This window comes from Actinomadura rifamycini DSM 43936, from assembly GCF_000425065.1.
GTDB classification, from domain to species: Bacteria; Actinomycetota; Actinomycetes; order Streptosporangiales; family Streptosporangiaceae; genus Spirillospora; species Spirillospora rifamycini.
In genome coordinates this window covers 102,837-127,630 of sequence record NZ_AULB01000026.1, presented here as the reverse complement: position 1 = coordinate 127,630, position 24,794 = coordinate 102,837, and the positions used below count along the sequence as shown (strand labels likewise).

The 24,794-nt window shown below is 74.0% G+C and carries 19 protein-coding genes; 8 read left to right on the top strand and 11 right to left on the bottom strand.

Annotated elements, in window-relative coordinates; all coding sequences use genetic code 11:
- The first annotated feature begins 408 nt into the window (after nucleotides 1–408).
- Together H505_RS0124665 and H505_RS0124660 are read left to right on the top strand one after the other, a co-directional pair.
- A complete protein-coding gene (locus H505_RS0124665) occupies nucleotides 409–1,971 on the top strand; it encodes a hypothetical protein (protein ID WP_051301113.1) in 1,563 nt (520 codons plus the stop codon).
- A gap of 253 nt (nucleotides 1,972–2,224) precedes the next feature.
- Nucleotides 2,225–3,226 carry an aminoglycoside phosphotransferase family protein gene (locus H505_RS0124660; RefSeq protein ID WP_026404115.1) on the top strand — a complete coding sequence of 334 codons (1,002 nt, stop codon included), beginning with the start codon at nucleotides 2,225–2,227 and terminating at the stop codon, nucleotides 3,224–3,226.
- Between the two features lie 28 nt (nucleotides 3,227–3,254).
- Here H505_RS0124660 and tsaD read toward each other — a convergent pair whose 3' ends face one another.
- The 8 genes from tsaD to H505_RS0124615 all read right to left on the bottom strand — a co-directional run bounded on the left by tsaD (nucleotide 3,255) and on the right by H505_RS0124615 (nucleotide 11,423).
- On the bottom strand, nucleotides 3,255–4,292 hold the full coding sequence (gene tsaD, locus H505_RS0124655; RefSeq protein WP_026404114.1) for a tRNA (adenosine(37)-N6)-threonylcarbamoyltransferase complex transferase subunit TsaD: 1,038 nt from the start codon (nucleotides 4,290–4,292) through the stop codon (nucleotides 3,255–3,257).
- Nucleotides 4,289–4,825, bottom strand: coding sequence for a ribosomal protein S18-alanine N-acetyltransferase (gene rimI, locus H505_RS0124650; protein ID WP_026404113.1), 537 nt, complete (start codon nucleotides 4,823–4,825; stop codon nucleotides 4,289–4,291). Before rimI ends, tsaD begins: the two co-directional genes overlap by 4 nt.
- Entirely contained in the window at nucleotides 4,822–5,484 is a 663-nt protein-coding gene (gene tsaB, locus H505_RS0124645) for a tRNA (adenosine(37)-N6)-threonylcarbamoyltransferase complex dimerization subunit type 1 TsaB (protein WP_026404112.1), read from the bottom strand. Before tsaB ends, rimI begins: the two co-directional genes overlap by 4 nt.
- A gap of 62 nt (nucleotides 5,485–5,546) precedes the next feature.
- Nucleotides 5,547–6,971 carry a hypothetical protein gene (locus H505_RS50040; protein WP_157433112.1) on the bottom strand — a complete coding sequence of 475 codons (1,425 nt, stop codon included), beginning with the start codon at nucleotides 6,969–6,971 and terminating at the stop codon, nucleotides 5,547–5,549.
- Between the two features lie 131 nt (nucleotides 6,972–7,102).
- Nucleotides 7,103–7,531, bottom strand: a complete 429-nt coding sequence (gene tsaE, locus H505_RS0124635) for a tRNA (adenosine(37)-N6)-threonylcarbamoyltransferase complex ATPase subunit type 1 TsaE (RefSeq protein ID WP_051301117.1) — start codon at nucleotides 7,529–7,531, stop codon at nucleotides 7,103–7,105.
- A 140-nt stretch (nucleotides 7,532–7,671) separates the two neighbouring features.
- Nucleotides 7,672–8,754 carry an alpha/beta fold hydrolase gene (locus tag H505_RS0124625; RefSeq protein ID WP_026404109.1) on the bottom strand — a complete coding sequence of 361 codons (1,083 nt, stop codon included), beginning with the start codon at nucleotides 8,752–8,754 and terminating at the stop codon, nucleotides 7,672–7,674.
- Between the two features lie 13 nt (nucleotides 8,755–8,767).
- Nucleotides 8,768–9,892 (bottom strand): alanine racemase, encoded by a 1,125-nt coding sequence (gene alr, locus H505_RS0124620; RefSeq protein WP_026404108.1) that lies wholly within the window; start codon nucleotides 9,890–9,892, stop codon nucleotides 8,768–8,770.
- Between the two features lie 55 nt (nucleotides 9,893–9,947).
- Nucleotides 9,948–11,423 (bottom strand): bifunctional ADP-dependent NAD(P)H-hydrate dehydratase/NAD(P)H-hydrate epimerase, encoded by a 1,476-nt coding sequence (locus H505_RS0124615; RefSeq protein ID WP_026404107.1) that lies wholly within the window; start codon nucleotides 11,421–11,423, stop codon nucleotides 9,948–9,950.
- Between the two features lie 225 nt (nucleotides 11,424–11,648).
- On the opposite strand from H505_RS0124615, the gene H505_RS44125 reads away from it, so the two are divergent.
- Together H505_RS44125 and H505_RS0124605 are read left to right on the top strand one after the other, a co-directional pair.
- Nucleotides 11,649–12,509, top strand: a complete 861-nt coding sequence (locus H505_RS44125; RefSeq protein WP_034519614.1) for a helix-turn-helix domain-containing protein — start codon at nucleotides 11,649–11,651, stop codon at nucleotides 12,507–12,509.
- Between the two features lie 42 nt (nucleotides 12,510–12,551).
- Nucleotides 12,552–12,770 carry a DUF397 domain-containing protein gene (locus H505_RS0124605; RefSeq protein WP_026404106.1) on the top strand — a complete coding sequence of 73 codons (219 nt, stop codon included), beginning with the start codon at nucleotides 12,552–12,554 and terminating at the stop codon, nucleotides 12,768–12,770.
- A gap of 90 nt (nucleotides 12,771–12,860) precedes the next feature.
- On the opposite strand, the gene H505_RS44120 is transcribed toward H505_RS0124605, so the two are convergent.
- Both H505_RS44120 and glmS read right to left on the bottom strand, forming a co-directional pair.
- A complete protein-coding gene (locus H505_RS44120) occupies nucleotides 12,861–13,574 on the bottom strand; it encodes a DUF6082 family protein (protein ID WP_051301112.1) in 714 nt (237 codons plus the stop codon).
- Between the two features lie 137 nt (nucleotides 13,575–13,711).
- On the bottom strand, nucleotides 13,712–15,556 hold the full coding sequence (gene glmS, locus H505_RS0124595) for a glutamine--fructose-6-phosphate transaminase (isomerizing) (protein WP_026404105.1): 1,845 nt from the start codon (nucleotides 15,554–15,556) through the stop codon (nucleotides 13,712–13,714).
- 122 nt (nucleotides 15,557–15,678) lie between these two features.
- Here glmS and coaA point away from each other — a divergent pair, with 122 nt between their 5' ends.
- Entirely contained in the window at nucleotides 15,679–16,617 is a 939-nt protein-coding gene (coaA, locus tag H505_RS0124590) for a type I pantothenate kinase (RefSeq protein ID WP_169528858.1), read from the top strand.
- Between the two features lie 170 nt (nucleotides 16,618–16,787).
- On the opposite strand, the gene H505_RS0124585 is transcribed toward coaA, so the two are convergent.
- Nucleotides 16,788–18,176, bottom strand: a complete 1,389-nt coding sequence (locus H505_RS0124585; RefSeq protein ID WP_026404103.1) for an alkaline phosphatase PhoX — start codon at nucleotides 18,174–18,176, stop codon at nucleotides 16,788–16,790.
- A gap of 125 nt (nucleotides 18,177–18,301) precedes the next feature.
- On the opposite strand from H505_RS0124585, the gene H505_RS44115 reads away from it, so the two are divergent.
- The 3 genes from H505_RS44115 to H505_RS44110 are packed head-to-tail and all read left to right on the top strand — an operon-like array spanning nucleotide 18,302 to nucleotide 24,776.
- Entirely contained in the window at nucleotides 18,302–20,524 is a 2,223-nt protein-coding gene (locus H505_RS44115; protein ID WP_051301111.1) for a DUF4132 domain-containing protein, read from the top strand.
- Nucleotides 20,524–22,584: a DUF4132 domain-containing protein gene (locus tag H505_RS0124575; RefSeq protein WP_026404102.1), complete on the top strand. Its 2,061-nt coding sequence runs from the start codon at nucleotides 20,524–20,526 to the stop codon at nucleotides 22,582–22,584. Before H505_RS44115 ends, H505_RS0124575 begins: the two co-directional genes overlap by 1 nt.
- Nucleotides 22,581–24,776: a DUF4132 domain-containing protein gene (locus H505_RS44110; RefSeq protein WP_034519613.1), complete on the top strand. Its 2,196-nt coding sequence runs from the start codon at nucleotides 22,581–22,583 to the stop codon at nucleotides 24,774–24,776. The genes H505_RS0124575 and H505_RS44110 overlap by 4 nt, the downstream gene beginning before the upstream one ends.
- Nucleotides 24,777–24,794 lie beyond the last annotated feature (18 nt).

The following is a 24,794-nucleotide window of genomic DNA, read 5'->3' as shown; positions in this document are numbered from 1 at the left end:
CCGCGGGCCCGCGCGCGGCGCGTGCGGGCCCGGCCGCGGCCGTCCGGCGGGGGCTCGGGAACTGCCGATGTTGGGCGAGATGTACGGACACGGCGCCCCACGGCGCCCCCGTCCCGACCGGCGGACAAGCCAGGCCGCACACCCGCATTCGCGGCGAGTGCCATCGAACCGGGAATTCCTCGCCAAGAATGGCGATCTCCGACCTTTTCCACCAGTCGGGTAACGCGTGCATTCCACGGAACTCGCAACGTTTTCTACTACCCGTTATAGCGGCGCTCTACACGCACTAGAGTGGCGGCTTCACGATTCATTGCCGTGCGCCTTTTCATCGCATCGGCACACGAAGGAGCTCCGGTGGAAACGAATCACAACTTCCTGCAGACAGGGGGTCAACCGGTCTCGGATCGGATGCGGGAGTTGCTCGCCCGTGCGGCGCAGGACCACGTCTACGAACAGCGCTCGCAGGGTCAGGTCCTGGATGAGATACGGCAGCGGCTGGAAGGGATGGAGTGGCTGCTGCGGGAGGTCCGGGAGCGGGAGCTCAGCGGGCTGACCGGGCAGATCGAGAGCGTCCGCGGGCAGGTGGACGACCTCGCGGGCAAGCCCCCCGAGTGGGCCGAGGGCCTCGCCCTGCACATCGAGTCCGTCGGCGAGAAGGTCAAGCCGGTCGCCGAGCTCCCGGCGCTGTGGGCCGATGTCGGCGTCGTCGCCGAGCACGTCGACGAGGGCTTGAACCGCCTCCAGACGATCCTCGACTCCGCGCAGCACATCACCGACGTCACGCAGCAGGCGTCGCAGCGGATGGACGAGATGACCAAGCGGCTCGACAAGCTGCAGGGCAGCATGGAGGCCGCGTCCGTCCGCTTCAACCGGCTCGACAAGTCGCTCGCGGAGCTGGGGCACCGCTCGGAGCGGCTGGAGCATTCGATCAACGGCGTCACCGCGCGGGTGGACCAGTCGCTCGGCGAGATGGCCGAGCGGATGGAGCAGGGGCTGGAGGCGGTCAGCGGGCGCGTCGAGGGCGTCGGCGGGCGGCTGGACGGGCTGGACGGCCGGCTGGACGGCGTGGACGGGCGGCTCGAGGGCCTGTCGGGCAAGCTGGAGGGCGTCGACGGCCGGTTCGAGAGCCTGGAGGGGCGGATCGACGGCGTGGGCGAGCGGATCGCCCGGCTCCCGGACGCGCTGGAGATCACCGGCGTGCACCGGATGCTGACCGAGCTGGTGCAGCGCCCGGCGCCCGACCACGGCGACCGGTTCGACGCCCTGGAGAAGCACCTCGCCGACGCCGTGGACCCGCTCGTCGAGGAGCTGCGGGCGCGTCCCGACCGCGACGAGGTCAAGGCGACGATGTCGGAGATCGCCGAGACGGCCTACAGCGACGTCGCCCGCCGGATGGACGAGTTCGGCCGCCGGTTCGACGACGTCCACGACGACGTCCGCAAGCGGATCGAGGGCATCCACGAGGAGGTCTCGAAGAAGGTCGAGGGGGCGCTGGAGGAGTTCACCACGCAGGTCGACATCGTGTCGCGCCGCGTGGAGTCGGTGCACATCGACGTGACCAAGCAGGTGGAGTCGGTGCACCACGAGGTGTCCCGGCAGGTCAGCGGCGTGCACGACGACGTCACGCGGCAGGTGGGCGGCATCCACGAGGACGTCGCCAAGCAGGTCGGCAACCTGCAGGAGGACGTGGCCCGGCAGGTCGGCGGCGTCCAGGACGACTTCGTCCGGCGGATGGAGGGCGTGCACCACGAGGTGGGCCGCCGCGCCGAGGCGGTGCAGGCCGAGTTCACCAAGCGGTTCTCGCACGTCGAGGACGAGGTGGGCCGGAAGGTCGAGAGCGTGCACGACGACGTGTCGAAGCAGGTCGGCGCGGTGCACGAGGACGTGCTGAAGCGGTTGTCGACGCTGGAGGAGACGATGCTGGCGCTGGCCGAGGCGCTGCTGCGGCCGCGGCGGGACGGCAAGGACTGAGCCGGGCGCGGCGGGGCGTCCGGTCGGGGATCGCGGGTGGGGCCGTCCGGGCCCCACCCGTTTCGCGTTCCGGGCGGGCGCGGGACGCCGAATACTGTTCGGAAACGGGTGGATACCGAACGGAATCTGCGAAGTTCGTCCGTTAAATGGGTTCGATGACCGAAAGGCCGGTGGGCCGAGACGGCGATGACGTGCTGTTTGTTACGTTCCGTCTTCGCAAAATCACTCCCAATACCGTTCGGAATCCGTTTTCATGGATCTCGTGACCCATACTCAGGCTCTCAGCCAACCGCTCGGCGCCCCGCCCGGCGACGCCACGCTGCGCTGGGTCGAGGAGTGCCTCGGGAAGGGCGCCGAGGTGCGGATGGTGCGCCCCCTCCCCGGCGGCACCGCGCACGCCAACCACGCGCTGCTGGTCGAGAGTCCGTCCGGCAGCGCGCACCGGCTCGTGCTGCGCCGCTGGACGGTCCGGGACGCGCCGGGCGGCGACCCCCGCGCGGACGCCGCCGCCCCCGCGGGCGGCGCGGGCGGGAACGCGGCGCGGCGGTCGTTCGGCGAGGCCGAGTTCTCCCCGGAGCGCGAGATCGCCGCACTCGCCCTGCTCGCCGGCACCGCCCTCGCGACCCCCTCGCTGGTCGCCGCCGACCCGGCCGGCGCGCACTGCGACGCCCCCGCCCTGCTGATCTCCCGGCTGGACGGCCACCCTCCGCGCCCCTCCCCCGACGACCTCCCCGAGTACCTGATCCAGCTCGCCGCCGCGCTCCTGCTGGTGCACGGGGTGAACGGCGCCGGGACGATGCCGCCGTACGTCCCGCACAACCGGCTCGACGTGCGGGTCCCGCCCGAGCACGCGCTGCGCCCCGAGCTGTGGGAGCGCGCGTTCGAGGCGGCGTCGGGCCCCGCCCCCGAGGCGCCCGCCCGGTTCATCCACCGCGACTACCACGCCGACAACACGCTGTGGACGTACGGGCGGCTCACCGGCGTCGTCGACTGGTCCGACGCGTCGTCCGGGCCGGTCGAGGTCGACGTCGCGCGCATGCGGCTCGGCCTCGCCGTCCGGTACGGCCGGTCCGTCGCCGACCGGTTCCGGTCGACGTTCGACATGGTGTCGGGGGGGCACGCGCACGACCCGTACTGGGACGTCCGGTGCGTCCTGGAGCTGCTCCCCGAGGACGGCGACCGGACGATCGACGAGGCGACCGTCCCGCTCCTGGAGGACTACCTGGCCGCGCTGCTCGCCGAGCTGCGCGGCTGACCGCCCCGCCCGCGGCGCCGCCGCGCCGCTACAGCGTCACGGACTCGATCGGGAGGCTGGAGTCGGCCGGGAGCGCCAGCTCGGACGGCGCCAGACCGGCCGACACCAGCTCCGAGCCGAGCGCCGCGACCATCGCGCCGTTGTCGGTGCACAGCTTCGGGCGCGGCACGCGCAGCCGCACGCCCGCCTTCTCGCAGCGCTCCGCGGCGAGCGCCCGCAGCCGCGAGTTCGCCGCGACGCCGCCGCCGATCAGCAGGTCGCGGGCGCCGTTGTCCTTGCAGACCTTCAGCGCCTTGTGGACGAGCACGTCCACCACGGCCTCCTGGAAGGACGCCGCGACGTCCGCGACCGGCACCGGCTCGCCCGCCCGCTGCCGCGCCTCCACCCAGCGCGCCACGGCCGTCTTCAGGCCGGAGAACGAGAAGTCGTAGGTGCCGTCGTTGTACTTGCCGCGCGGGAACGCGATCGCCGCCGGGTCGCCGTCCCGGGCCATCCGGTCGATCACCGGGCCGCCCGGGAACCCGAGGTCGAGGACCCGCGCGACCTTGTCGAACGCCTCCCCGGCCGCGTCGTCCACGGTGCTGCCGAGGGACCGGACGTCCGACGCGACGTCCGGCACCAGCAGGATCGACGAGTGCCCGCCCGACACCAGCAGCGCCACGCACGGCTTCGGCAGCGGGCCGTGCTCGAGCTGGTCGACGCACACGTGCGCGGCCAGGTGGTTCACCCCGTACAGCGGCTTGCCGAGCGACAGCGCGTACGCCTTCGCCGCCGCGACGCCGACCATCAGCGCGCCCGGCAGCCCCGGCCCGGCGGTCACGGCGAACGCGTCCACGTCGGCGAACGCGACGCCCGCGTCGGCGAGCGCCCGCTCGACCGTCGGGCCCATCGCCTCCAGGTGCGCGCGGGACGCGACCTCGGGCACGACGCCGCCGAACCGCGCGTGCTGCTCGACGCTGGACGCGATGGCGTCCGCCAGCAGCGTGCGCCCCCGGACGATGCCGACGCCGGTCTCGTCGCACGACGTCTCGATGCCGAGCACCAGCGGCTCGGAGTCCCCGATCACGTGTCCTCCCTGGTGAAGCCCACGGGCGGACGCTCCCGCAGCCTGCGGAACATCACCGCCGCGTCCACGTCCGCGGGCTGGTAGTAGCGCTCGCGGATGCCGATCTGCTCGAACCCGAACCGCTCGTAGAGCCGGCGGGCCGGGGCGTTGTCGACCCGCACCTCCAGGAACAGGCCCTCGCTGCCGCGCCGCACCGCCTCGTCGATCAGCTCGGTGAGCAGCAGCGCGCCGATCCCCGCGCCGCGCCGGCCGGGCGCGACGCCGATCGTCTGGACGTCCGCCTGCCCGCCCGCGCTCGCGAGCCCCGCGTAGCCGACGACCTCGCCGCCGGGCGTCTCGGCGACCACGTACCGGCGGGTGCCCGGCTGCCCGGCCAGCTCCTCCCGCAGCATCCGCTCGGTCCACGCGTCGTCGGGGAAGAGGGCCTGCTCCAGCAGGTGGACGGCCGGGAGGTCGGCGTCCGTCATGTCCCGCAGGACGATCTCCGCCCCGGGCCCGCCGGCCGCGGGGCCGCCCGGACCGGCGGCGGTCATACCGGCGTCACCTTCTTGCGCGGGCCCGGCTCCTTCGCGTCGGGTCGGCGCAGGTACAGCGGCTCGGGCGGCAGCAGGTCGGGGCCCCGGCGGCCGGACAGCCGCGTGACGGCCAGTTCGGCGAGCGCCTTCGCGTCCGGCAGCATCGGCTCCTGCGCGGCGTCCCCGAAGTACAGTGCGGCGCCCTCGCCGACGACCGGAAGCCCCTCGGCCTCCACCTCCGCCGGCGGCCCGACCGCGGGTTCCGTGGCGCGCGCGCGAGCCGAGTTGTAGCGCGCCCAGTACAGCTCCTTGCGGCGCGCGTCCGTCGCGACGACGAACGGCTCGTCGCGTCCGGTCGCCCAGGCGAGCACGTCCAGCGTGCAGACGCCGTGCACGGGGACCTTGAGGGCGTCGCCCATGGCGCGCGCCGTGACGAGCCCGACCCGCAGGCCCGTGTAGGGGCCGGGGCCGACCCCGACGGCGATCGCGCTCAGGTCGTCCGGCGCCGCGCCCGCGTCCGCCATCACCCGCGCGATCGACGGGGTGAGCAGCTCGGTGTGCTTGCGCCGGTCGACGGCCTCGGACGCGGCGCGGCACGCGGCGCCCTCGCCCGGAACCCACTCGTACAGCGCCACGGTGACCGCGGCGGTCGCGGTGTCGAAAGCCAAGACCAGCACGGATTACAAGGGTAGTGCAGGCCGGACGCCCCCGGGACTCCTCCGCCCGCCCCGGCGCGGGCTCACGACTCCGCGAGCTTCGCCAGCACCGCCTCGACGACCTCGACCGCGCCGTCGCCCGCCGCGTCGTAGCTCAGCGGGTCGTCGCCCGCCGACCCGCCGTAGTGGATCGTCACGAGCACGTTGACGAACCGGACGTTCGCGATCGCCTCGCCCGTCCCGTGCTGGTCGTCGACGCTGTAGACGACGTACCCCTCGTCGCCGACGCCGTCGAGCCGCCGCTTGTCGGTGAGCTCCTGCCCCGCGAGCAGCGCCTCGCCCGCCTCGTCGGCCTTCTGCTCCGCCGCGTACGTCCGCTGCGCCGCCGCGGCCGCCGGCTGCCCGCCCGCGGGCTCGACCGCGCGCAGCTCGACGGTGAGCTGCCGCTTCTGGTCGCCGGTGTAGACGCCCCACACGCACTGCGTCTGCCGGTCGTTGCCCTGGTAGTTGTCGGCCTCGTCGCGCTCCGCGTCCGGCGCGAGCTTCTTGATGAGGTCCCCGTCGACGATGGTGCACGAGTCGGGGACGCCCGTGAACTCGGTGGTCCCGGCCGACGCGCTCTCGGACGCGCCGCTGCCGACGATCCGCCCGGTGCCGTCCCCGCCGTCCGTCCCGCTCCCGGACATGACGACGAACACGGCGAGCACGCACGCCGCGATGCCCGCGCAGGCCCCGGCGAGGACGATCCCCCAGCGGCGCCCGCGGCGCTCCTCGCGCACGATGCGGTGGCTGCCGGTCCCGGTGCGGTACCCGCCGCGCCCGGACGAGTCCCGCGGGCTCCGCGCGCCGCGCGCGTACTCGCCGCCGCCGTCCGAGCGGCGGGAGTCGGCGTACCGTCCGGCGTCGGCCTCGTACCCGGTGGACCCGGTGGACCCGGTGGACCCGGTGGTCTGCGGGCGGCCGCCGGTTCCGCTCGTCCGCTCGTACCCTCCGGAGGGGTACCGGGCGCCCGACGCGTACCGGCCCGAGTCGTCCGCCTGCGGGTAGCCGCCGGACGCGGAGCCCGCGGGCTCCTGGCCGTAGCCGCCCCCGCCCTGCGCGTAGCCGCCCGACCCCTGGGCGCCGGACGTGTACTGGCCGGAGCCGCTCGCCTGGGAGTAGCCGCCCGTGGCGTACCCGCCGGTCGCATACCCGCCGGTGCCGTACCCGCCGGTCGCATACCCGCCGGTGTCGTACCCGCCGGACGGGGGCCCGCCGGACGAGTAGCGGCCGGACGAGTAGCGGCCGGTCTCGGAGCCGCCGCCGACCGTGGGATACCCGGACGTCGGGGATCCGATCGGGGAGGTGAGGGGGTCCTCGGGGTACCCGCCCGTGCCGGGGCGGACGGCCCGCTCACCGGAACCGCCCGTGCCGTACCCACCGCCGTCCGCGCGGTGCCCGCCGCTGGGGCCACCGCCCGGGCCGCGGTAGCTGTCGCGGTCATCACCGCTGCGATGGCTACCACTCACCGGATCCCACTCCCGCATGAGGAAATCGATTAGTCGCGCAGAGAGGTTGTTCCGGCAAAGAGTACGACATGTCGCCGTAAAGTGAACCAACTGATTCCGGCAAAAAGTGAAGACTTTTCAGGTTCGCCGCTTCAGAGGTCCCGCTCCAGGTCGGACCAGCGATGACCGACCCCGACGATCCTTACTTCGCGCGTCTCATCGGTCCCGCCGCCCCGCGAAATGATCATTTCCAGGCGCTCCTCCGCGAGCCCCTCCGCGAGCCCTTCTCCCCATTCCACGACCGTCACGGATTCGTCGACGGACGCGTCCAGGTCGAGGTCGTCCAGTTCCGCGAAACCCCCCAGCCGGTAGGCGTCCACGTGCACCAGCGGGGGCCCGTCCACCAGCGACGGATGGACGCGCGCGATCACGAACGTCGGCGAGGTGACCGGCCCGCGGACCTTCAGCCCCTCCCCGATGCCCTGCGTCAGCGTCGTCTTGCCCGCGCCGAGGTCGCCCGACAGGACCAGCAGGTCCCCGGGCGCCAGCAGGCCGCCCAGCCGGACGCCCAGCCGGTGCATGTCCGCCGACGTCGGGACCGTCGCCGTCCGCTCGGTCACCGCCCGCTCCCGCGCGTCCCGTCCGCCCGCATCCCGTCCGCCCGCGTCCCGTCCGCCCGCGTCCCGTCCGCCCGCGTCCCGTCCGCCCGCATCCCGTCCGCTCACGCCGTGCGCTCCTCCACGTCTCCGCTCTCCGGCCGGACCCGCCCGAGCAGCCGCCGCAGCCCCCCGGTGACCACGCCCGGGTACTCCAGCGGCAGCACGTGCCCCGCCTCCTCCACCTCGACCAGCTCCGCGTCCGGCAGCGCCGCCGCGATGCGGCGGCCGTGCGCGGCCGGGGTCAGCTTGTCGCGGCCGCCCACCAGCACCAGCGCCGGGACCTTCGCCAGGACGTCCAGCGCCGCCGACTTGTCGTGGCCGATCAGCGCCGGGTAGAACTCCGCGATCACGTCGATCGGCGTGTCCCGGATCATGTCGTCGAGGAACGCGACGACGCTCGGGCTGACGCGCCGGTCGGCGAACGCCACCTTGCGGGTGACGACGAACGCCAGGTCGGTGCCCAGCCCGCGGGCGCGCTCCACCAGGGCGGCCCGCCGCCCGAGGCCCCGCAGGGCGCCCGGCGCCAGCGGCCGCACCGCCTTCGCCACCACCATCGGCAGCCCCAGCGTCAGCTCCGCCATGTTCCCGCACGAGGTGTTCACCAGCGCGACGCCCACGACCCGCCGCGCGAACAGCTCCGGCCGCCGCTCCGCCAGCGCCATGATCGTCATGCCGCCCATCGAGTGCCCGACGAGCACCACCGGCTCGTCCGGCCCGACCGTCGCGGCCAGCACCGCCTCCAGGTCGGCGCCCGTCCGGTCGACCGTCGCGCGGGTCGGCACGCTCCGCCCGGACCGCCCGTGGCTGCGCTGGTCCCAGAACACCATCCGGACCCGGCCGCGCAGGTCGCGGCGCTGGTAGTGCCACGCGTCCTGGTTGAGGGCGAAGCCGTGGCAGAACACGACCGTCAGGTCCGCGTCGTCGGGGCCCTCCACCTCGACGTGCAGCGCGAGCCCGTCGTCGCCCTCCACGACCAGCTCCCGGCCGCGCAGCTCGCCGAACTGCTCGCCCGCGTCCGGATCCGGCCGCAACCGCTTGCGGCCCACGGCGAGGTGCCGCAGCCCCACCGCCGCCGCGCCCGCGCCGGCCGCGGCGCCCGCCACCGCGCCCGCGAGGCCGACCCTGCGCCTCGTCCTGCTCTCCATCCCCGCGCCTTCCCTACGCCCCGCCGCCGGAGTACGCCCGCGGCACGCGTGATCCGATCCGGGTGACGATCTCATACGAGATCGTCCCCAGCGCGTCCGCCCACTCCTGCGCCGTGGGCTCGCCCCGGTCGCCGGGGCCGAACAGGACGATCTCGTCCCCCGCCGCCATCGCGTCGTCGCCGAGGTCGATGACGAACTGGTCCATGCAGACCCGCCCGGCGATCCGCCGCCGCCGTCCGCCCGCGAGGACCTCCAGCAGGTTCGACCCGTGCCGCGGGACGCCGTCCCCGTAGCCCACCGGGACGACCGCGACGTTCGTCTCCCGCTCCGTCACGTACGTGTGCCCGTACGACACGCCGCTGCCCGCCGGGACGCGCTTGACCAGCGCGGCGTCCGCGACCAGCGTCATCGCGGGCCGCAGCCCGAACGTCCCCGCCGCCGGCACCGGCGTCAGCCCGTACGTCGCGATGCCCGGACGGACCAGGTCGAAGCGGGCCTCGGGGAGCGTCAGCGTCGCCGCCGAGTTCGCCAGGTGCCGCACCTCCGGCCGCGCGCCCGCCCGCTCCGCGAGCGCCACCATGTCGGTGAACGCCGCGACCTGCCGCGCGATCGACGGGTGGCCCGGCTCGTCCGCGCACGCCAGGTGCGACATGATGCCCGCGACCCGCACCAGCCCGTCGGCCTCCGCCTTCAGCGCGGCCTCCACCAGCGCGGCCCAGTCCTCCCCGGCGGCGCCGCCGCGCGTCATGCCCGTGTCGGCCTTCAGGTGGACGCGCGCCGGACGTCCCGCCCGTCCGGCCGCCGCGGCGATCTCCGCCACCAGCCCGGGCGAGCCCGCGGTGAGATCGATGTCGCGGGCGACCGCGTCGGCGAACGGCTCACCGGGGACCAGCACGCACGCCAGCGTCCGCGCCTGCACCCCCGCCTCGCGCAGCCGCAGCGCCTCGGCGAGCTTCGCGACGCCCAGCCACCCGGCCCCGCCGGCGAGCGCCGCGCGGGCCGCCTCCACGAGCCCGTGCCCGTACGCCTCCGCCTTCACCATCGCCATGACCTCGGCGCCGCCCGCACGCTCGCGCAGCACCCCGATGTTGTGGCCGATGGCGTCCAGGCCGACGCGCGCCTCCGCAGGAACCCTCATGGTTACCCAGTGTGCCGCCAACCCGGCCATGACCGGGCACGATCACGGTGAGTCGCTACACGAGCGTGCGGAACGCCGCCGGGATCGCCTCGACGACGTCCTGCGGGGTGATCGGCGCCTCCCGCCCGTCCGCGCCCGCGGACGCGAGGCGTCCGGCGAGTCCGTGCAGGTAGGCGCCGCCCGCCGCCGCGTCCAGCGCGGACATGCCGCCCGCCAGCAGCGCCCCGACGAGCCCCGACAGGACGTCGCCCGTCCCGGCCGTCGCGAGCCGCGGCGTCCCCGTCGGGTTCACCCGCACCGGGCGGTCCTGCTCGGCGACGAGCGTCGTCGACCCCTTCAGCAGGACGGTCGCGCCCAGCTCGTCCGCCGCGCGCCGCACGTGCTCCAGGCGGCGCGCCTCGACGGCGTCCCGGTCCGCCCCGAGCAGCCGCGCCAGCTCGCCCGCGTGCGGGGTCAGGACGGTCGGGGCCGGACGGCGCAGCAGCGCGCGGCGCCGCGCGACGATCGTCAGGCCGTCCGCGTCGACGAGGACCGGCAGCTCGGTCGCCAGCACGGCCGCGACGAGCGACGCGGCGGCCTCCCCGGTGCCGAGCCCCGGGCCGACCACCCACGCCTGCACCCGTCCGATCTGCTCCAGCGCCTTGTCGCCCGGCGTCCCCGGCTCCAGCACGGTCGTGACCGCCTCCGGCCACCGCCGCCGCACCAGCTCCACCGGATGCGCCACCGACGCGAACCGCACCATCCCGGCGCCGCCGCGCACCGCGCCGCCCGCGCACAGCACCGCCGCGCCGGTGAACGCGTCCCCGCCCGCCAGCACGCCGACGACCCCGCGCCGGTACTTGTCGGACTCGGCGCCGGGCTCGGGCGGCTGCACGTCCGCGGGCCGCGCCGCGACGACGTCCGGGTCCGGCAGGTCGCCGCCGAGGCCGATGTCGACCAGCTCGACGACGCCGCAGTGCGCCGCCCCGGGATCGATCAGCAGCCCCGGCTTGTAGGTGCCGAACGTGACCGTCACGTCCGCGTGCACGGCCGCGCCCTCGACGCACCCGGTGCTCGCGTCCACCCCGCTCGGCACGTCGCACGCCACCACGAACCCCGTCGCCTCCGACGCGAGCGCCGCGAGCCGCGCGTGCGGTTCCCGCAGGCCGCCGGTGCCGCCGATGCCGGTGAGCCCGTCGATGATCAGGTCCGCGCCGCGCACCGCGCGCTCGGCGTCCGCGCCGTCCCGCAGCCGCCCGCCCGCCGCCCGCAGCGCCGCGAGCCCCGCCTCGTGGATTTTCGGACCCGCCTGCACCGCGACGACCCGGGCGCCCCGCCGCGCCAGCCGGGCCCCCGCGTACAGGGCGTCCCCGCCGTTGTCCCCGCCGCCGACCAGCAGCACCACCCGGGCGCCGTACACCGCGGGCAGCAGCCGCGCGCACACCGACGCCAGCCCGGCCGCGGCGCGCTGCATCAGCGTCCCCTCGGGCAGCCGCGCCATCAGCGCGTGCTCGGCCTCCCGCACCTTGCCGACCTCGTGCGCGTACCTCATTCGCGGCTCCTCGAGTCGATCACCATGCCCAGCGTGCCACGCGGACGCGCCCGGCACCCGCCCCCGACCGATTCGACGCTTGCAGTGCAACTTGCGACGTCATGTGCGGGTAAGGATCTCCGGCCGTAGAATCTTCCGCATCGGTCCAGATGTATTCGCGCCGCGGCGCCCCCCGCGGCGGGATGCGCCCCAGAGCAGTCCGTCAGGGCTGGAGAGGCCCGTGCTATGAGCGGTTCCCGAGGTCCCTCCGTCCGGCAGCGGCGCCTGGCCGCCGAGCTCCGCCGGCTCCGCGAGAGCAGGCGGCTGACCGGCGACGAGGTCGCCGACCGGCTCGCCTGGTCCACCGCCAAGGTGAGCCGCATCGAGAACGCCCGCACCGGCGCGAAGATCCCCGACGTCCAGCGCCTGCTCGACCTGTACGACGTCCGCGGCGACCGCCGCGACGACCTCCTCGCCCTCGCCCGCGACGCCGGCGAGCGCGGCTGGTGGGAGGACTACCGCGACCTGCCGCGCCCCCTCGCCGACTTCATCGCCCTCGAATCCGAAGCGGGCACCATCCGGCAATGGGAGAGCAACTGCGTCCCCGGTCTGCTGCAAACCGAGGCGTATGCGCGGCGGATCACCGAAGGATTTAACGAGATAACCACCATGCCGCCGCAGGAAATAACCCGCCGCATCGAGGTGCGAATAAAGCGGCAAGAACTCCTACATTGGACTAAACCGCCTCAGTTGCTGCTCGTCATCGACGAAGCCGTAATGCGGCGCCGGGTCGGCGGCGCCGATGTGATGCGCGAGCAACTCGACCACTTGCTCGATATAGGAAACCTGCCGCACGTCACCCTGCAGGTCCTCCCGCTGGGGGCACCGCGAAGCGTGGTCGTCGAGTCGTTCACCATCTTGCAGTTCCCACCGGCGTACGACGTCACGTTCCCTGATATCGTGCACATCGAAAGCATCACCATCAGCCACTCGGCCGATGAGCGATTCACCCACATGTATCGCCTCGCACACAACAGCCTCGCGACCCAAGCGCTCACTCCCGCCGAAACCCGGCAGCGGATCAGCGAAGCCCGGGACCTGTGGTAACACATCGGCCAGTGGCGCCTACATAGTAGCGAAAGGCGTGAATTGTCCGATTTTGATGTCATCGGGCGCGGCTGGCGGCGAAGCACGCACTGCAACGCGAACGGAACCTGTGTCGAGGTCGCCGTTCTGTCGCCGTCCGAACTCGTCGCGGCACGGGACGCCGCGTACGGCGACCGCAGCCCGGTCCTGACCTTCGACCGCGCCGTCTGGAGCGGTTTCATCAACCGGTTGAAGGAGGGGGCGTTCGACCTGCCCCGATGAGCAGGTGAACGACAGGCACTTCGCAGACCCTTCAGGACGGCGAAGCGAGCCGGGGTCCTCGACCGAAGACCTCGGCTCCGCCCACGGGTCTCACCCTCCGCGCGCACGCCGCGCGAGGACGCGCCAGGCCATCCCCGCGACGGCGCCCGCCCCCAGGGCGACCACCGCCGCCCCCGCCCGCCGGCTCGCGGCCCCGCGGGCGGCCTCCGACCGGGCCGGCGTCGGCCCGACCGGACCGGCGGCCACCGCCGCCTCGTACTCCTCGGCGAAGATCTTCTCGAACCGTCGGGCCCGGCGGTTCGCGACGAACGACAGCCGCGCCTCCCCCCGCCGGCGCCAATAGTCGCGCCCCGCGTTACCGGAGAAGAGATCCCCCCGAGCGGCGTACCGCACCTCCGCCTCGGACATGTCCTTGAACTCCCAGCGCATCCGCCACCAGTTCAGCAGCAGATTGATATACAGATCTCGCCGAAAATCGTCGGGGGCGAGACCGTCCCGGGCACTCCAGCCGACCACCTCTCGATAAACCGGATCGTCCAGCATCACTCGCATCAACTCGAACTGCGCCGTGCGCGCCGCCTGTTCCCGGGCATGGCGTACCTCCCTGGCCTGGAGCGCCACCGAGAACCCGAGCAGGGCCAGGGCGCCCGCCGCCAGCAGCGCCGACACCGCTCCATAGGTCTGGCCGATATTGCTCAGCAACGGCCAATCGACAGCGGACCCCGCGAACAACTCGCGCAGCACAAAAGGCGAGAGAATGACCAGGACGATCGTGGCCGCGACACCGAACGCCACCGTCATCATCGGCGACCAAAACCGGGCAAGCCCGACAGAACGCAACACGACCCCCGCAAGGATTGATGTCCGATCAACAAAGTGATTGAACGTCAGCCCTCACGTCAGGTCAATGCCGGTTCACGTGGGCCCGCCCGGCGCGGGGCCTACTCGACCGTGACGGACTTCGCGAGGTTGCGGGGCTGGTCGACGTCGTGGCCCTTCGCCGTCGCGAGTTCGCACGCGAACACCTGCAGCGGGACGGTCGCGACGAGCGGCTGCAGCAGGGTCGGGACGGCGGGGAGCCGGATCAGCGTGTCCGCGTACGGCTCGACCGACTCGTCGCCGTCCTCGGCGATCACGATCGTGCGGGCGCCCCGCGCGCGGATCTCCTGGATGTTCGACACGATCTTGTCGTGCAGGACGTCGCGGGCGCGCGGCGGGACGATCACCACGACCGGCAGGCCCTCCTCGATGAGGGCGATCGGGCCGTGCTTGAGCTCCCCGGCGGCGAAGCCCTCCGCGTGCATGTACGCGAGTTCCTTGAGCTTGAGGGCCCCTTCGAGCGCGACGGGGAAGCCCACGTGCCGTCCGAGGAACAGGACGCACCGCTCGCCCGCGAGGGAGCGGGCCAGCTCGCGGACCGGCTCCATCGTCTCGAGGACCTTGTCCACCTTCTCGGGCATCCGCTCCAGGAGCTGGATCATCGCGAACACCTCGTCGCCCCACTTGGTGCCCCGGACCTGCGCGAGGTAGAGGGCGATCAGGTAGACGGCGACGAGCTGGGTGAGGAACGCCTTCGTCGACGCGACGGCGATCTCGGGGCCCGCGTGCGTGTAGAGGACGCCGTCGCACTCGCGCGGCAGCGTCGAGCCGTTGACGTTGCAGACCGCGAGCAGCTTCGCCTTCTGCTCGCGGGCGTGCCGGACGGCCATCAGCGTGTCCATCGTCTCGCCCGACTGGGAGATCGCGATGACCAGCGTGGTCGGCGACAGGATCGCGTCCCGGTAGCGGAACTCGTGCGCCAGCTCGACCTCGCACGGCAGGCCGGCCCAGTGCTCGATCGCGTACTTGGCGATCATCCCGGCGTGGTTGGCGGTGCCGCACGCCACGATGACGACCTTGTCGACCTCGCGGAGCTCCCGGTCGCCGAGGCGCATCTCGTCCAGGTGCAGGCGCCCGTCGGTGCCGATGCGGCCGAGGAGCGTGTCGGCGACCGCGCGGGGCTGCTCGGCGATCTCCTTGAGCATGAAGTAGTCGTAGCCGCCCTTCTCGGCGGCCGACACGTCCCAGTCGACGTGGTACTCGTTGACCTCGGCGGGGCGGCCCTCGAAGTCGGTGACCGTCACGCCGCCGGCGCGCAGCTCGACGACCTGGTCCTGGCCGAGCTCGATCGCGTCGCGGGTGTGCGCGATGAACGCGGCGACGTCGCTGGCGAGGAAGTTCTCGCCGTCCCCCACGCCGACGACCAGCGGCGAGTTGCGGCGGGCGCCGACGACCAGGTCGGGGTCGCCGGTGTGCATCGCGACGAGCGTGAACGCGCCCTCCAGGCGGCGGCAGACGCGGCGCATCGCGTCGGCGAGGCCGCCGCCGCCCTTCAGCTCGTCCTCCAGCAGGTGCGCGACGGCCTCGGTGTCGGTGTCGGACTCCAGCCCGTGCCCGGCCTCGGCCAGTTCGGCGCGCAGCGCCGCGAAGTTCTCGATGATCCCGTTGTGGATCACGGCGACCGAGCCGGTGCAGTCGACGTGCGGGTGCGCGTTGCGGTCCGTCGGCGCCCCGTGCGTCGCCCACCGGGTGTGGCCCATCCCGAGCGTACTGTCCGGCGGCGGCTCCTCCTCCAGCGCCCCGCGCAGGTTCACCAGCTTGCCCGCGCGCTTGGCCGTCGTCAGCTTCCCGTCGGCCAGCACGGCCACACCGGCCGAGTCGTAGCCCCGGTACTCCAGCCGGGCGAGCCCCTCGACGACGACGTCGAGCGCCGACCGCGCGCCTACGTACCCCACGATTCCGCACATGGCCGCAACTCTATTCGCTGCGCGACGTCCGCCCTACCTGCGTCCGCCGTAGGAGGGTGACGCTAGCGTGGACGCCCGATGAAATCCCGGAACGGACCTGAACAGGCCGTTACGTTACTGGCATGAACGGATGGGACGGCGTGCCGAGCCCCTATGTGGAACTCTCCCGCGACGCGTGGCGCCGGCTGCGCGAGAGCACGCCGCTGCCGCTGACGGCCGGCGAGCTGGACGCCCTGCGCGGCGTGCGGGACCCGATCGACATCACCGAGGTCGAGGAGGTCTACCTGCCGCTGTCCCGGCTGCTGAACCTGTTCTTCCTCGCCGACACCGGACTGCGCGGCACCGTCAGCGAGTTCCTCGGGGACGAGGTGAAGCCCACACCGTTCATCATCGGTGTGGCGGGCAGCGTCGCGGTCGGGAAGTCGACGACGTCGCGGCTGCTGCGCACGCTACTGGCCCGCTGGCCCGAGCACCCGAGCGTGGAGCTGGTCACGACCGACAGTTTCCTCCATCCGAACGCGATTTTGACCGAGCGCGGCATGATGGAGCGGAAGGGGTTCCCGGAGTCGTACGACCGGCGGGCGCTCGTCCGGTTCGTCTCGTCGATCAAGGCGGGCGCGGAGGAGGCGTCGATCCCGGTGTACTCGCACCTGGAGTACGACATCGTCCCGGACGCCCGGCAGACCGTGCGGCGCCCCGACATCCTGATCGTCGAGGGCCTGAACGTCCTCCAGCCGCCGCCGCCCGGCGCCCTCGGCGTGTCCGACTTCTTCGACTTCTCCATCTACGTGGACGCCCGGGTCGAGGACATCCGGCAGTGGTACATCGACCGGTTCTTCGCCCTGCGCCGCACCGCCTTCACCGACCCGCGCTCCTACTTCCACAAGTACGCGAGCGAACTGGACGAGGACGAGACGGCCGCGTTCGCGCAGCGCGTGTGGCGCGACGTCAACGAGATGAACCTCGTGTCGAACATCCTCCCGACCCGCGCCCGCGCCACGCTCGTCCTCCACAAGGACAAGCACCACGCGGTCCGACGAGTCCGCCTCCGCCGAATCTGACCCACCCCTCCCGCACGGCCTCCGGGCCCCGAGCGCCCTACGGCCGCGCGGGGGAAGTCCCGCCCCCACGCAGGGACACCCGCCCGGCCACCACGCGCGCGGCGGGCGGCCGACGCGCGCGGAACGCCCCACGGCCTGCTCGGGGGCGCCCGCGCGGGTGGGCGCCGGGGTCAGAGGGGGTGCCAGGGGCCGGTTATGGCGAAGGTGGTGCCGGGGGTGTAGACGTTGACGAACATGGTGCGGGCGTCGGGGGCGAAGGTGATGCCGGCGAACTCGCCCCATTCGGGGGTGCCGGTGCCGCCGATGTTCTGGCGGTTGCGGGCCATCGGGTAGACGGTGCGGCGGCGGGTCACGCCGAAGACGTGCTGGGCGCCGTCGCCGTCCTCGCAGATCATCAGGCCGCCCTGCGGGGCCGTGCAGATGTTGTCGGGCGCGTCGCCGGGGGTTCCGGTGTCCGCGCCGGGGCCGAAGACGATCACGAGCGTGAGGCGGCCGGCGTGCGGCTCGTACGACCAGACCTGCCCGTAGTGGTCGGCGTGGGAGCCTTCCTCGCTGCGGGCGTAGCTGGACACGAAGTGGACGCGGTCGCCGCTCCAGTAGCAGCCCTCGAGCTTCTGCGCGTGGGTGACGCCGGTGCCGAAGTCCTGGAGGCGGACGGGCGTCTCGCGGGCGAGCGGATCGGGGACCTCCACCCACTCGACGTGCTCGAACACCGTGCCGGGTTCCTGGACGACGGAGAGGTCCGGGACGTCGGGGACGCGCAGGGCTTCGAGGCGCCCGCCGGCGCGGAGGCTGCCGAAGCCGCCGCGCGGGTTCTTCGGGAGGAACCGGTAGAACAGGCCGAACGGTTCGTCGAACGCGTCCTCGGTCTCGTAGACGGTGCCGTCGCGCGGGTCGATCGCGACGGCCTCGTGCTGGAACCGGCCGAGGCCGGTGAGCGGCTCGGGGACGGTGCGGCCGTGCTGGTTGGGGTCGACCTCGAAGACGAAGCCGTGGTCCTTGGTGTAGCCGTTGTCGCCCGCTTTGTCCTCGGTCTCCTCGCAGGTCAGCCAGCTCCGCCAGGGGGTGGGGCCGCCGGCGCAGTTCACGGCCGTCCCGGCGATCGCGACGCGCTCCTCGCGGACCCGGTGGGCCGCGTCGACCTCGACGACGGTGCAGCCGCCCGGGCCCTCGGGGTCGTAGGTGAGGCCGTGGACGACGGGGACGCGCCGTTCGGCGTCCTGCCGGTTCTCGTGGTTGCGGACGAGCCGGACGTTCCGGCCGCGCGCGGGGAACGCGGCCATGCCGTCGAAGTGGCCCGGGACCGGGCCCTCCCCCGACCGCAGCGGGTCGCCCTCGCGGGACACGACGGTGTACCGGAAGCCGCGCGGCAGGTCGAGCAGGCCGTCCGGGTCGGGGACGAGCGGCCCGTACCCGGTCTCGCGGGCGGGGCCGACGACGGCGTCGGCGCCGTCCCCGAACGTGGTGCCGCCGAACAGGTGGTCGACGGCGCCGATGACCGCGATGCCCGCTCCGAACGTGCCCGTCCCCGCGAGGACCTGCCGACGCGTCACTGCCATGCCCGAATCCCCATTTCCACGGAACGATCCGCTGTCACCCGGTCGTCGTAATCTGCATGATCTCCCACGGTGTGCGACCGCCTGCTCACTTTGTCGCCGCCGGACCCGACCATGAAACGGAAACGATGCCGGAAACACCCCGCGTCCCCGAGGCCGCCGCGAGCGATGTCCCGGCCCTGCTGGCCGAGCCTCCGTGGACCCGCCGCCGGACGCCGCCGCCCGCCGAACCGATCGTCGTGAAGGGCCTGAAGCGCCCGAAGGCGCCCGCCGCCGAGTCGTGGCCGCCCGGGCTGCGGGAGGAGTTCGCGAGCGCGCCGAGCCCGTACGGGGCGTCGGAGACGCCCGTCCCGGACGACGTCGACTGGGAGGCGATCGCCGACTACTACCGCGGCGGCGAGGCCCTGGAGGGCCTGCGCGGCGGGGACCGCAGCATCCGGTGGCGCTGGCTGGTCCTGGACGGGCCGGACGACCTGGCCGTCGAGCTGCTCGCGGACGAGCGGTACTTCGACGACCATTCCGGCTGGGTGTACGTCGACGACCTCAAACGGGTCGCCGCCCGGCACGGGCTCGCCGCGCACCGGCTGCTCCTGCACGCCGCGAAGGAGCACATCACCTGCGCGGAGGCGCTGGTCCCGTTCGTCGACGACGCGACCGCCCAGTTCATGCTGAAGGGCTGGAAGCGGAACGAGGCGGCGGGGCGCGCCTGGGCGGCGTGGCACGGTCCGGCGGCGGTACCGTTCCTCGTCCCGGAGGCGCTGCGCAAGCCCGGCCCGAAGCGGACGCACGCCGAGGAGGCCATCGCGGTCATCGTCCGCGAGCACGGCGGTGACTGCGTCCTCGCAGCGGCGCGGGAGTACGGCGACGAGGCCGTCGCGGGAATGGAGGCGCTCGGCCTCGACCCCCTCGACCGGTTCCCCGATCCGCTGCCGGAGCCCGACGAGGAGTTCGTCCGCGAGAAGCTGCCGCCGGTGCTGCTGCGCGGCCGGGAGGCGGCCCTGCCGGTGCCGGCGGTCCGGAACCTCGTGACGATGCTGCGGATCTCCTCGGTCAAGGACCCGTACGCGGGCTGCGAGCAGGTCTTCGAGCACCTCGATCCCGCGTCGCTCGCGGAACTCGCCTGGGCGATGTACCTCGCGGAGGGGTACGTCCCGAACGCTTGGGCGTCGCCGGGCACCGAGTACGCGGTGCAGCGGCTCGGGGACGCCGAAACGGCCGCGCGGCTCGCGGCGGCGATGGTCCGGTGGAGCAAGAACCGGGTCTATTCGGGCGGGCTGCGGGCGCTGGACGTGCTGACGGCGATCGACTCCCCCGACACGCTGCGGCACCTCGACCGGCTCGCGCGCAAGGCGGCCGACGTCAAGCGGATGCAGGTGCACGCGCACTGGCGGCTGCAGGCCGTCGCTCAGAGGCAGGGCATCACGACCGAGCAGCTCGCGGACCGGCTCGTCCCGGACTTCGGCCTCGACGCCGACGGCGGGATGACGCTCGACTACGGGCCGCGCCGCTTCCGCGTCGGGTTCGACGAGGAACTCGAACCGTACGTGCTCGACGGGAGCGGCGAGCGGCGCGCGACGCTCCCGAAGCCGGGCGCGAAGGACGACGGCGCCCTCGCCCCGGCCGCGTACCGGCGGTTCGGCGACCTCAGGAAGGAGGTCCGGGACGTCGCCGCCGACCAGATCACCCGGCTGGAGCGGGCGATGGTCACCGGACGGTCGTGGGCGGCGGACGAGTTCCGCGAGGTGCTCGCGGAGCATCCGCTGATGCGGCACCTCGCCCGCCGGCTCGTCTGGTCCGCCGGGCCCGACCCGTTCCGCATCGCGGAGGACGGCACGTTCGCCGACGTCCGCGACGACGCGTTCGCCCTCCCCGCGGACGCCTCGGTCACGCTCCCGCACCCGCTGCTGGTCAAGGACCGCGCGGGCTGGGCCGAGGTGTTCGCCGACTACGAGATCCTCCAGCCGTTCCCCCAGCTCGGACGGGTCGTGCACGAGCCCGCGCCGGACGAGCGGGCGGCGTCGCGGCTGGCCCGGTTCGAGGGCGCGCGCGTCCCGAACGGGCCGATCTTCGGGCTCGTCCGCGCGGGCTGGGTCTTCGGGGCGAAGGAGACCGGCGGGTACCAGCGGGACGTCTCGCTCGAACTGGTGAAGGACCGGTTCGTCACCGTCCACATCGAGCCGGGCATCCGCGTCCTCACCCCCGAGGACGCGCCCGTCCAGGAGATCGCCCAGGTGCGGCTCGGCGCCTCCCGGTACGGGAGCCCCCTCACGCTCGACGAGTTCGGGCCCGTCCTGGCGTCGGAGGTGCTCGCCGCGCTGACGAAGCTGACCGGAGCGGACCGGGACGCGTGATGGACGCTCCCCCCGTGCCGGACGCCGCCCCGCGGGCCCTCCCGCCCCTGCTCGCCGACCCGCCCTGGGCCCGGGCGGCGCGCGCCGGGGAGCCGGTCGTCCTGCGCGGGCTGGAGGCCCCGGCGGCGCCGCCCGCCGAAGCGTGGCCGCTCGGGCTGCGGCAGGGGTGGGAGGCCGTGCCGGACGCCGCCCTGCACGACCTGCTGCCGGCGCCGCCCGCCGCCACCGACTGGGCGGAGGTCGCGGAACGCCTCCGCGGCGACCCGGCCGGGTCGCGCCGCGAGTACTACTGGCTGGTCATGCGCGGCCCGGACGATCTCGCGCGGGAGCTGCTCCGGGACGAGCGGTACTTCGACGCCTGGTCCGGCGCGGAGTCCGAGGCGGCCCTCCTGCGGATCGCGGCCCGCCGCGGCCTCGCGGCGCTCGCGCTGCTGCTCCGCGCGGCCGAGCGGCACGGCCTCGTGACGGCTCTCGCGCCCTTCCGGGACGCCGCCGTCGCCCGCGTCATGGTCGGCGCGCTGGACGGCGACTCCGCCCGCGCGGACCAGGCCCGCGTCTGGTTCATGTGCCACGGCCGGGACGCCGCGGTGTTCGTCGTCCCGGACGCGCTGCGCGACCCCGGCCCCGAGCGCGACCGGGCCGGACGGGCGCTGGCGCTGATCGCGCGGGTGCACGGCGTCCGGTGCGTCGTCGCGGCGGCGCGGGAGTACGGCGCGGAGGCCGCCGCGGCGGTGGAGGCGCTCGGCCTCGACCCCTTGCTGCAGTGCCCCGACCCGCCGCCCGAACCGGACGAGGCGTTCGTCCGCGAGCGGCTCCCGCGGGTGCTGCTGCGCGGGCGGGCCGCGGCGCTGCCCGTCCCGGCGGTCCGGGCCCTGGTCACGATGCTGCGGATGTCGACGGTCGAGGAGCCGTACGGGGGCTGCGAGCAGGTCCTCACCCGCCTCGACCGCGCGTCCCTCGCCGACCTCGCCTGGGCCCTGTACGAGCACCGGGACCGCGCGGACGGCCGCTGGGCCGCGCCGGACGTCCGGTACGCGCTGCAGCGGCTCGGCGACGGCCGGACGGCCGCGCGGCTCGCCCGCGAGATGGGCGGCTGGGACGACGCGGCGGTCCCGCCGGGGGCCGGGCACGAGGCCGTCGAGGTGCTGGCCGTGATGGCGCCGGACGACGCCCCCGCCCACCTGGACCGGCTCGCCCGCACCGCGGCCGCCGCGGAGCTGCGCGCCGCCGCGCGGGACCGGCTCGGCACGGCCGCGCGGGTCCGCGGGCTGACGCCCGCGCAGCTCGCGGACCGGCTGGTCCCGCGGCTCGGCCCGGACGCCCCCGCGGACGACGTCCGCGCCGTCCTCGCCGAGCAGGCGGGACGCCTCGAAGAGGCGATGCTGTCCGGGCGTTCGTGGGCGGTGGACGAGTTCCGCGAGGTGCTCGTCGCGCATCCGCTGCTCGGACGCCTCGCCCGGCGGCTCGTCTGGTCCGCGAGCCCGCCCGGCCCGGACGGTTCGGCGGCGTTCCGCGTCCTGGACGACGGCGCGTTCGCCGATGTCCGGGGCGTCCCGTTCGTCCCGCCGGAGGGCGCCCGGATCACGCTGCCGCACCCGGTCCGCCTGGACGGCGCCGAGGCGTGGGCCGACGTCTTCGCCGGGCACGCCGTGTCGCAGCCGTTCGCGCAGCTCGCCCGTCCCGCCCATGTCCTGACCGACGGCGAGCGGGCGTCGGTGTCGCTGGGCCGGCTCCGCGGCACCAGGGTCCCGACCGGCCGGATCGTCGCGCTGACCGCGCGCGGCTGGAGCCTCCCGGCCCCGCCGCTGCGCATGGTCCGGCAGCGGCAGCTGCACCGCACGACACCCGACGGGCACGCACTGATGGTCACGTTCGAACCCGGGATCCACGTCAGGCATCCCCACCGGTACGCGGAGCAGGAGCTCCACGCCGTCCTCCTGGTGGGCGCGCGGCAGGCGCGGTGGGGCGACGTGGACCCCGTCGCCGTGTCCGAGCTCCTCACCGCCCTCACGACCGACCCGACGCCACCGGCCGTCCAGAACCCGAAAGCAGAGACATGACGGAAACGCCCCGCCTCCCGGAGGCCCCCGCGAGCGCCCTTCCGCCCTTGCTCGCCGACCCGCCGTGGGCGCGCGCGTCCCGGACCGCGGAACCGGTCGTCCTCAAGCTGAAGGCCCCCAAGGAGCCCACGGCCGTGCGCTGGGCCCCGGGCGTGCGCGAGGAGTGGCTGACCGACCCCGAACGACTGAAGCGGCTGCCGCGGCTGCCCGACGACACCGACTGGGAGCGGATCGCCGGGATCTTCGAGAGCGGCGGGGCGCTGGAGGAGGACCTCCCTCGGCGGCGGCTGTCGTTCGTCGCGCTCATCATGCAGGCGCCCCTGGAGATCGGGGAGAGGCTCCTCGCGGACGAGCGCTACTGGGACACCTGGACCGAGCATCCCTCGCACCTCCTGTACGAGGGCGCCGCCGCCCGGCACGGGCTCGCGGCCCTGGGCTTCATCATGCACCGGGCGAAGAAGCACCGGCAGTTCTTCGGGCTCCTGCCGTTCCTCGACCCCGCCGTCGCCCAGCTCATGGTCAAGTCGTTCGGCGAGTGGCCGAACGACCGCCAGGCGACGGCCTGGTACGAGATGCACGGGGCCGACGCCGCGCGGCTGACCGTCCCGGCCGCGCTCCGCAAGCCCGGCCCGACCCGGCGCCGCGCCGAGGAGGCGCTCCGCTTCGTCGCGCAGCGGCACGGGCACGAGGCGATCGTGGAGGCGGCGCGGTCCTACGGGGAGGAGGCCGCGGCCGCCATCTCGACCCTGACCACCGACCCGCTCGACCGGTACCCCGACCCGCTGCCGGACGTCCCTGCTGAGCTCGACCCCGGGCAGCTGCCGCAGGTGCTGCTGCGCGGCCGCGAGCAGGCGCTGCCCGCGTCCGCGACCCGGCACTTCATCACCCTGCTGGCCATCGCGCAGGCCCAGCCGTCCTACCCGGGGATCGAGCCGGTCGTGGAGGCGCTCGATCCCGGGTCGCTCGCCGACTTCGCCTACGCGCTGTACGTCGCCGACCGGTACCCGGACCGGTGGGCGTCCCCGGCCGCAGAGACCGCGCTGCTGAAGTTCGGGGACGACCGGGCCGCCGACCTCATGGCCCCGATCGCCAAGCGCTGGGACGGGTGGGACACGTGGAACCGGGGCGGCACGGAGGTGCTGAGCCTGTTCACCCGCCTCGGGACGCCCACCGCGCTGCGGCACCTGAAGATGCTCTCCGAGAAGGCGGCCGACCAGAAGCGGCTCCGGCGGTTCGCGAAGTCGGCCCTGGAGCGGGTCGCGAAGGAGCGCGGCTACACCACCGAGCAGCTCGCCGACCGGCTCGTCCCGCCCTTGGGCCTGGACGTCGACGGCACGATGACGCTCGACTACGGGCGCCGCTCGTTCGTCGTCGGGTTCGACGAGCACCTCAAACCGTTCGTGACGGATGAAGCGGGCAAGGGCCGCAAGACCCTGCCGAAGCCGGGCGTCAAGGACGACCCGGAGCTGGCACCCGCCGCTTACAAGCGCTTCGCCGAACTGAAGAAGGGGGCCCGGGCGGTCGCGTCCGAGCAGATCAAGCGCCTCGAACGGGCGATGGTCACCGGACGGTCGTGGACCCCTGACGAGTTCCGCACGATCTTCGCCGAACACCCGCTGCTCCGCCACATCGTCCGCCGCCTCGTCTGGGCCGCCGACGCGACCACCTTCCGCGTCGCCGAGGACGGCACGTGCGCCGACGTCCACGACAACGCGTTCGTCCTGCCCGACGACGCGTCCGTGACGATCCCGCACCCGCTCCGCTTCGACCTCGCACCATGGGGCGAGGTCTTCGCCGACTACGAACTCCTGCAACCGTTCGAGCAACTCGCCCGTCCCGTCCACACCCTGACCGACGACGAGCGCGGCGCGACCCGCCTCGCCCGGTTCAGCGGCAAGACCGTCGACTTCCGCCGGATCATGGGCATGACGTCGCGCGGCTGGGAACTCGGCGAGAAGGAGGACGGCGGCTTCCGGCGCCAGGTCATGCTGATGACGCCGGACGGCAAGCACGTGATGGCGTTCTTCAGTCCCGGCATCCGCGTGATCGCCCCGGAGGAGTTCGCCGAGCAGGACTTCCGCGACGCGATCGTCCTGTCCGGCCGCCACTCGGGGACCACGATCCCCTTCGGCGACCTCGACCCCGTCGTCGCGTCCGAGGTGATCGCCGACCTCACCCGCGTCACGTCCTGAACCCCGGCGGGCGCCGGT

Bases quoted from the DNA above. Each gene is read 5' to 3' on its own strand.
- tsaE (WP_051301117.1), bottom strand. From the start codon at position 7,531: ATGCACCGGCTGGGCGTCCGGCTGGGCGGCCTGCTGGCGCCCGGGGAC.
- H505_RS44125 (WP_034519614.1), top strand. From the start codon at position 11,649: ATGAGCGGTTCCCGAGGTCCCTCCGTCCGGCAGCGGCGCCTGGCCGCC.
- coaA (WP_169528858.1), top strand. From the start codon at position 15,679: ATGAACGGATGGGACGGCGTGCCGAGCCCCTATGTGGAACTCTCCCGC.
- glmS (WP_026404105.1), bottom strand. From the start codon at position 15,556: ATGTGCGGAATCGTGGGGTACGTAGGCGCGCGGTCGGCGCTCGACGTC.
- alr (WP_026404108.1), bottom strand. From the start codon at position 9,892: ATGAGGGTTCCTGCGGAGGCGCGCGTCGGCCTGGACGCCATCGGCCAC.
- H505_RS0124585 (WP_026404103.1), bottom strand. From the start codon at position 18,176: ATGGCAGTGACGCGTCGGCAGGTCCTCGCGGGGACGGGCACGTTCGGA.
- H505_RS0124575 (WP_026404102.1), top strand. From the start codon at position 20,524: ATGGACGCTCCCCCCGTGCCGGACGCCGCCCCGCGGGCCCTCCCGCCC.
- H505_RS0124625 (WP_026404109.1), bottom strand. From the start codon at position 8,754: ATGGAGAGCAGGACGAGGCGCAGGGTCGGCCTCGCGGGCGCGGTGGCG.
- rimI (WP_026404113.1), bottom strand. From the start codon at position 4,825: ATGACCGCCGCCGGTCCGGGCGGCCCCGCGGCCGGCGGGCCCGGGGCG.
- H505_RS44110 (WP_034519613.1), top strand. From the start codon at position 22,581: ATGACGGAAACGCCCCGCCTCCCGGAGGCCCCCGCGAGCGCCCTTCCG.
- H505_RS44120 (WP_051301112.1), bottom strand. From the start codon at position 13,574: ATGATGACGGTGGCGTTCGGTGTCGCGGCCACGATCGTCCTGGTCATT.
- H505_RS0124660 (WP_026404115.1), top strand. From the start codon at position 2,225: ATGGATCTCGTGACCCATACTCAGGCTCTCAGCCAACCGCTCGGCGCC.
- H505_RS0124615 (WP_026404107.1), bottom strand. From the start codon at position 11,423: ATGAGGTACGCGCACGAGGTCGGCAAGGTGCGGGAGGCCGAGCACGCG.
- H505_RS0124665 (WP_051301113.1), top strand. From the start codon at position 409: ATGCGGGAGTTGCTCGCCCGTGCGGCGCAGGACCACGTCTACGAACAG.
- H505_RS44115 (WP_051301111.1), top strand. From the start codon at position 18,302: ATGCCGGAAACACCCCGCGTCCCCGAGGCCGCCGCGAGCGATGTCCCG.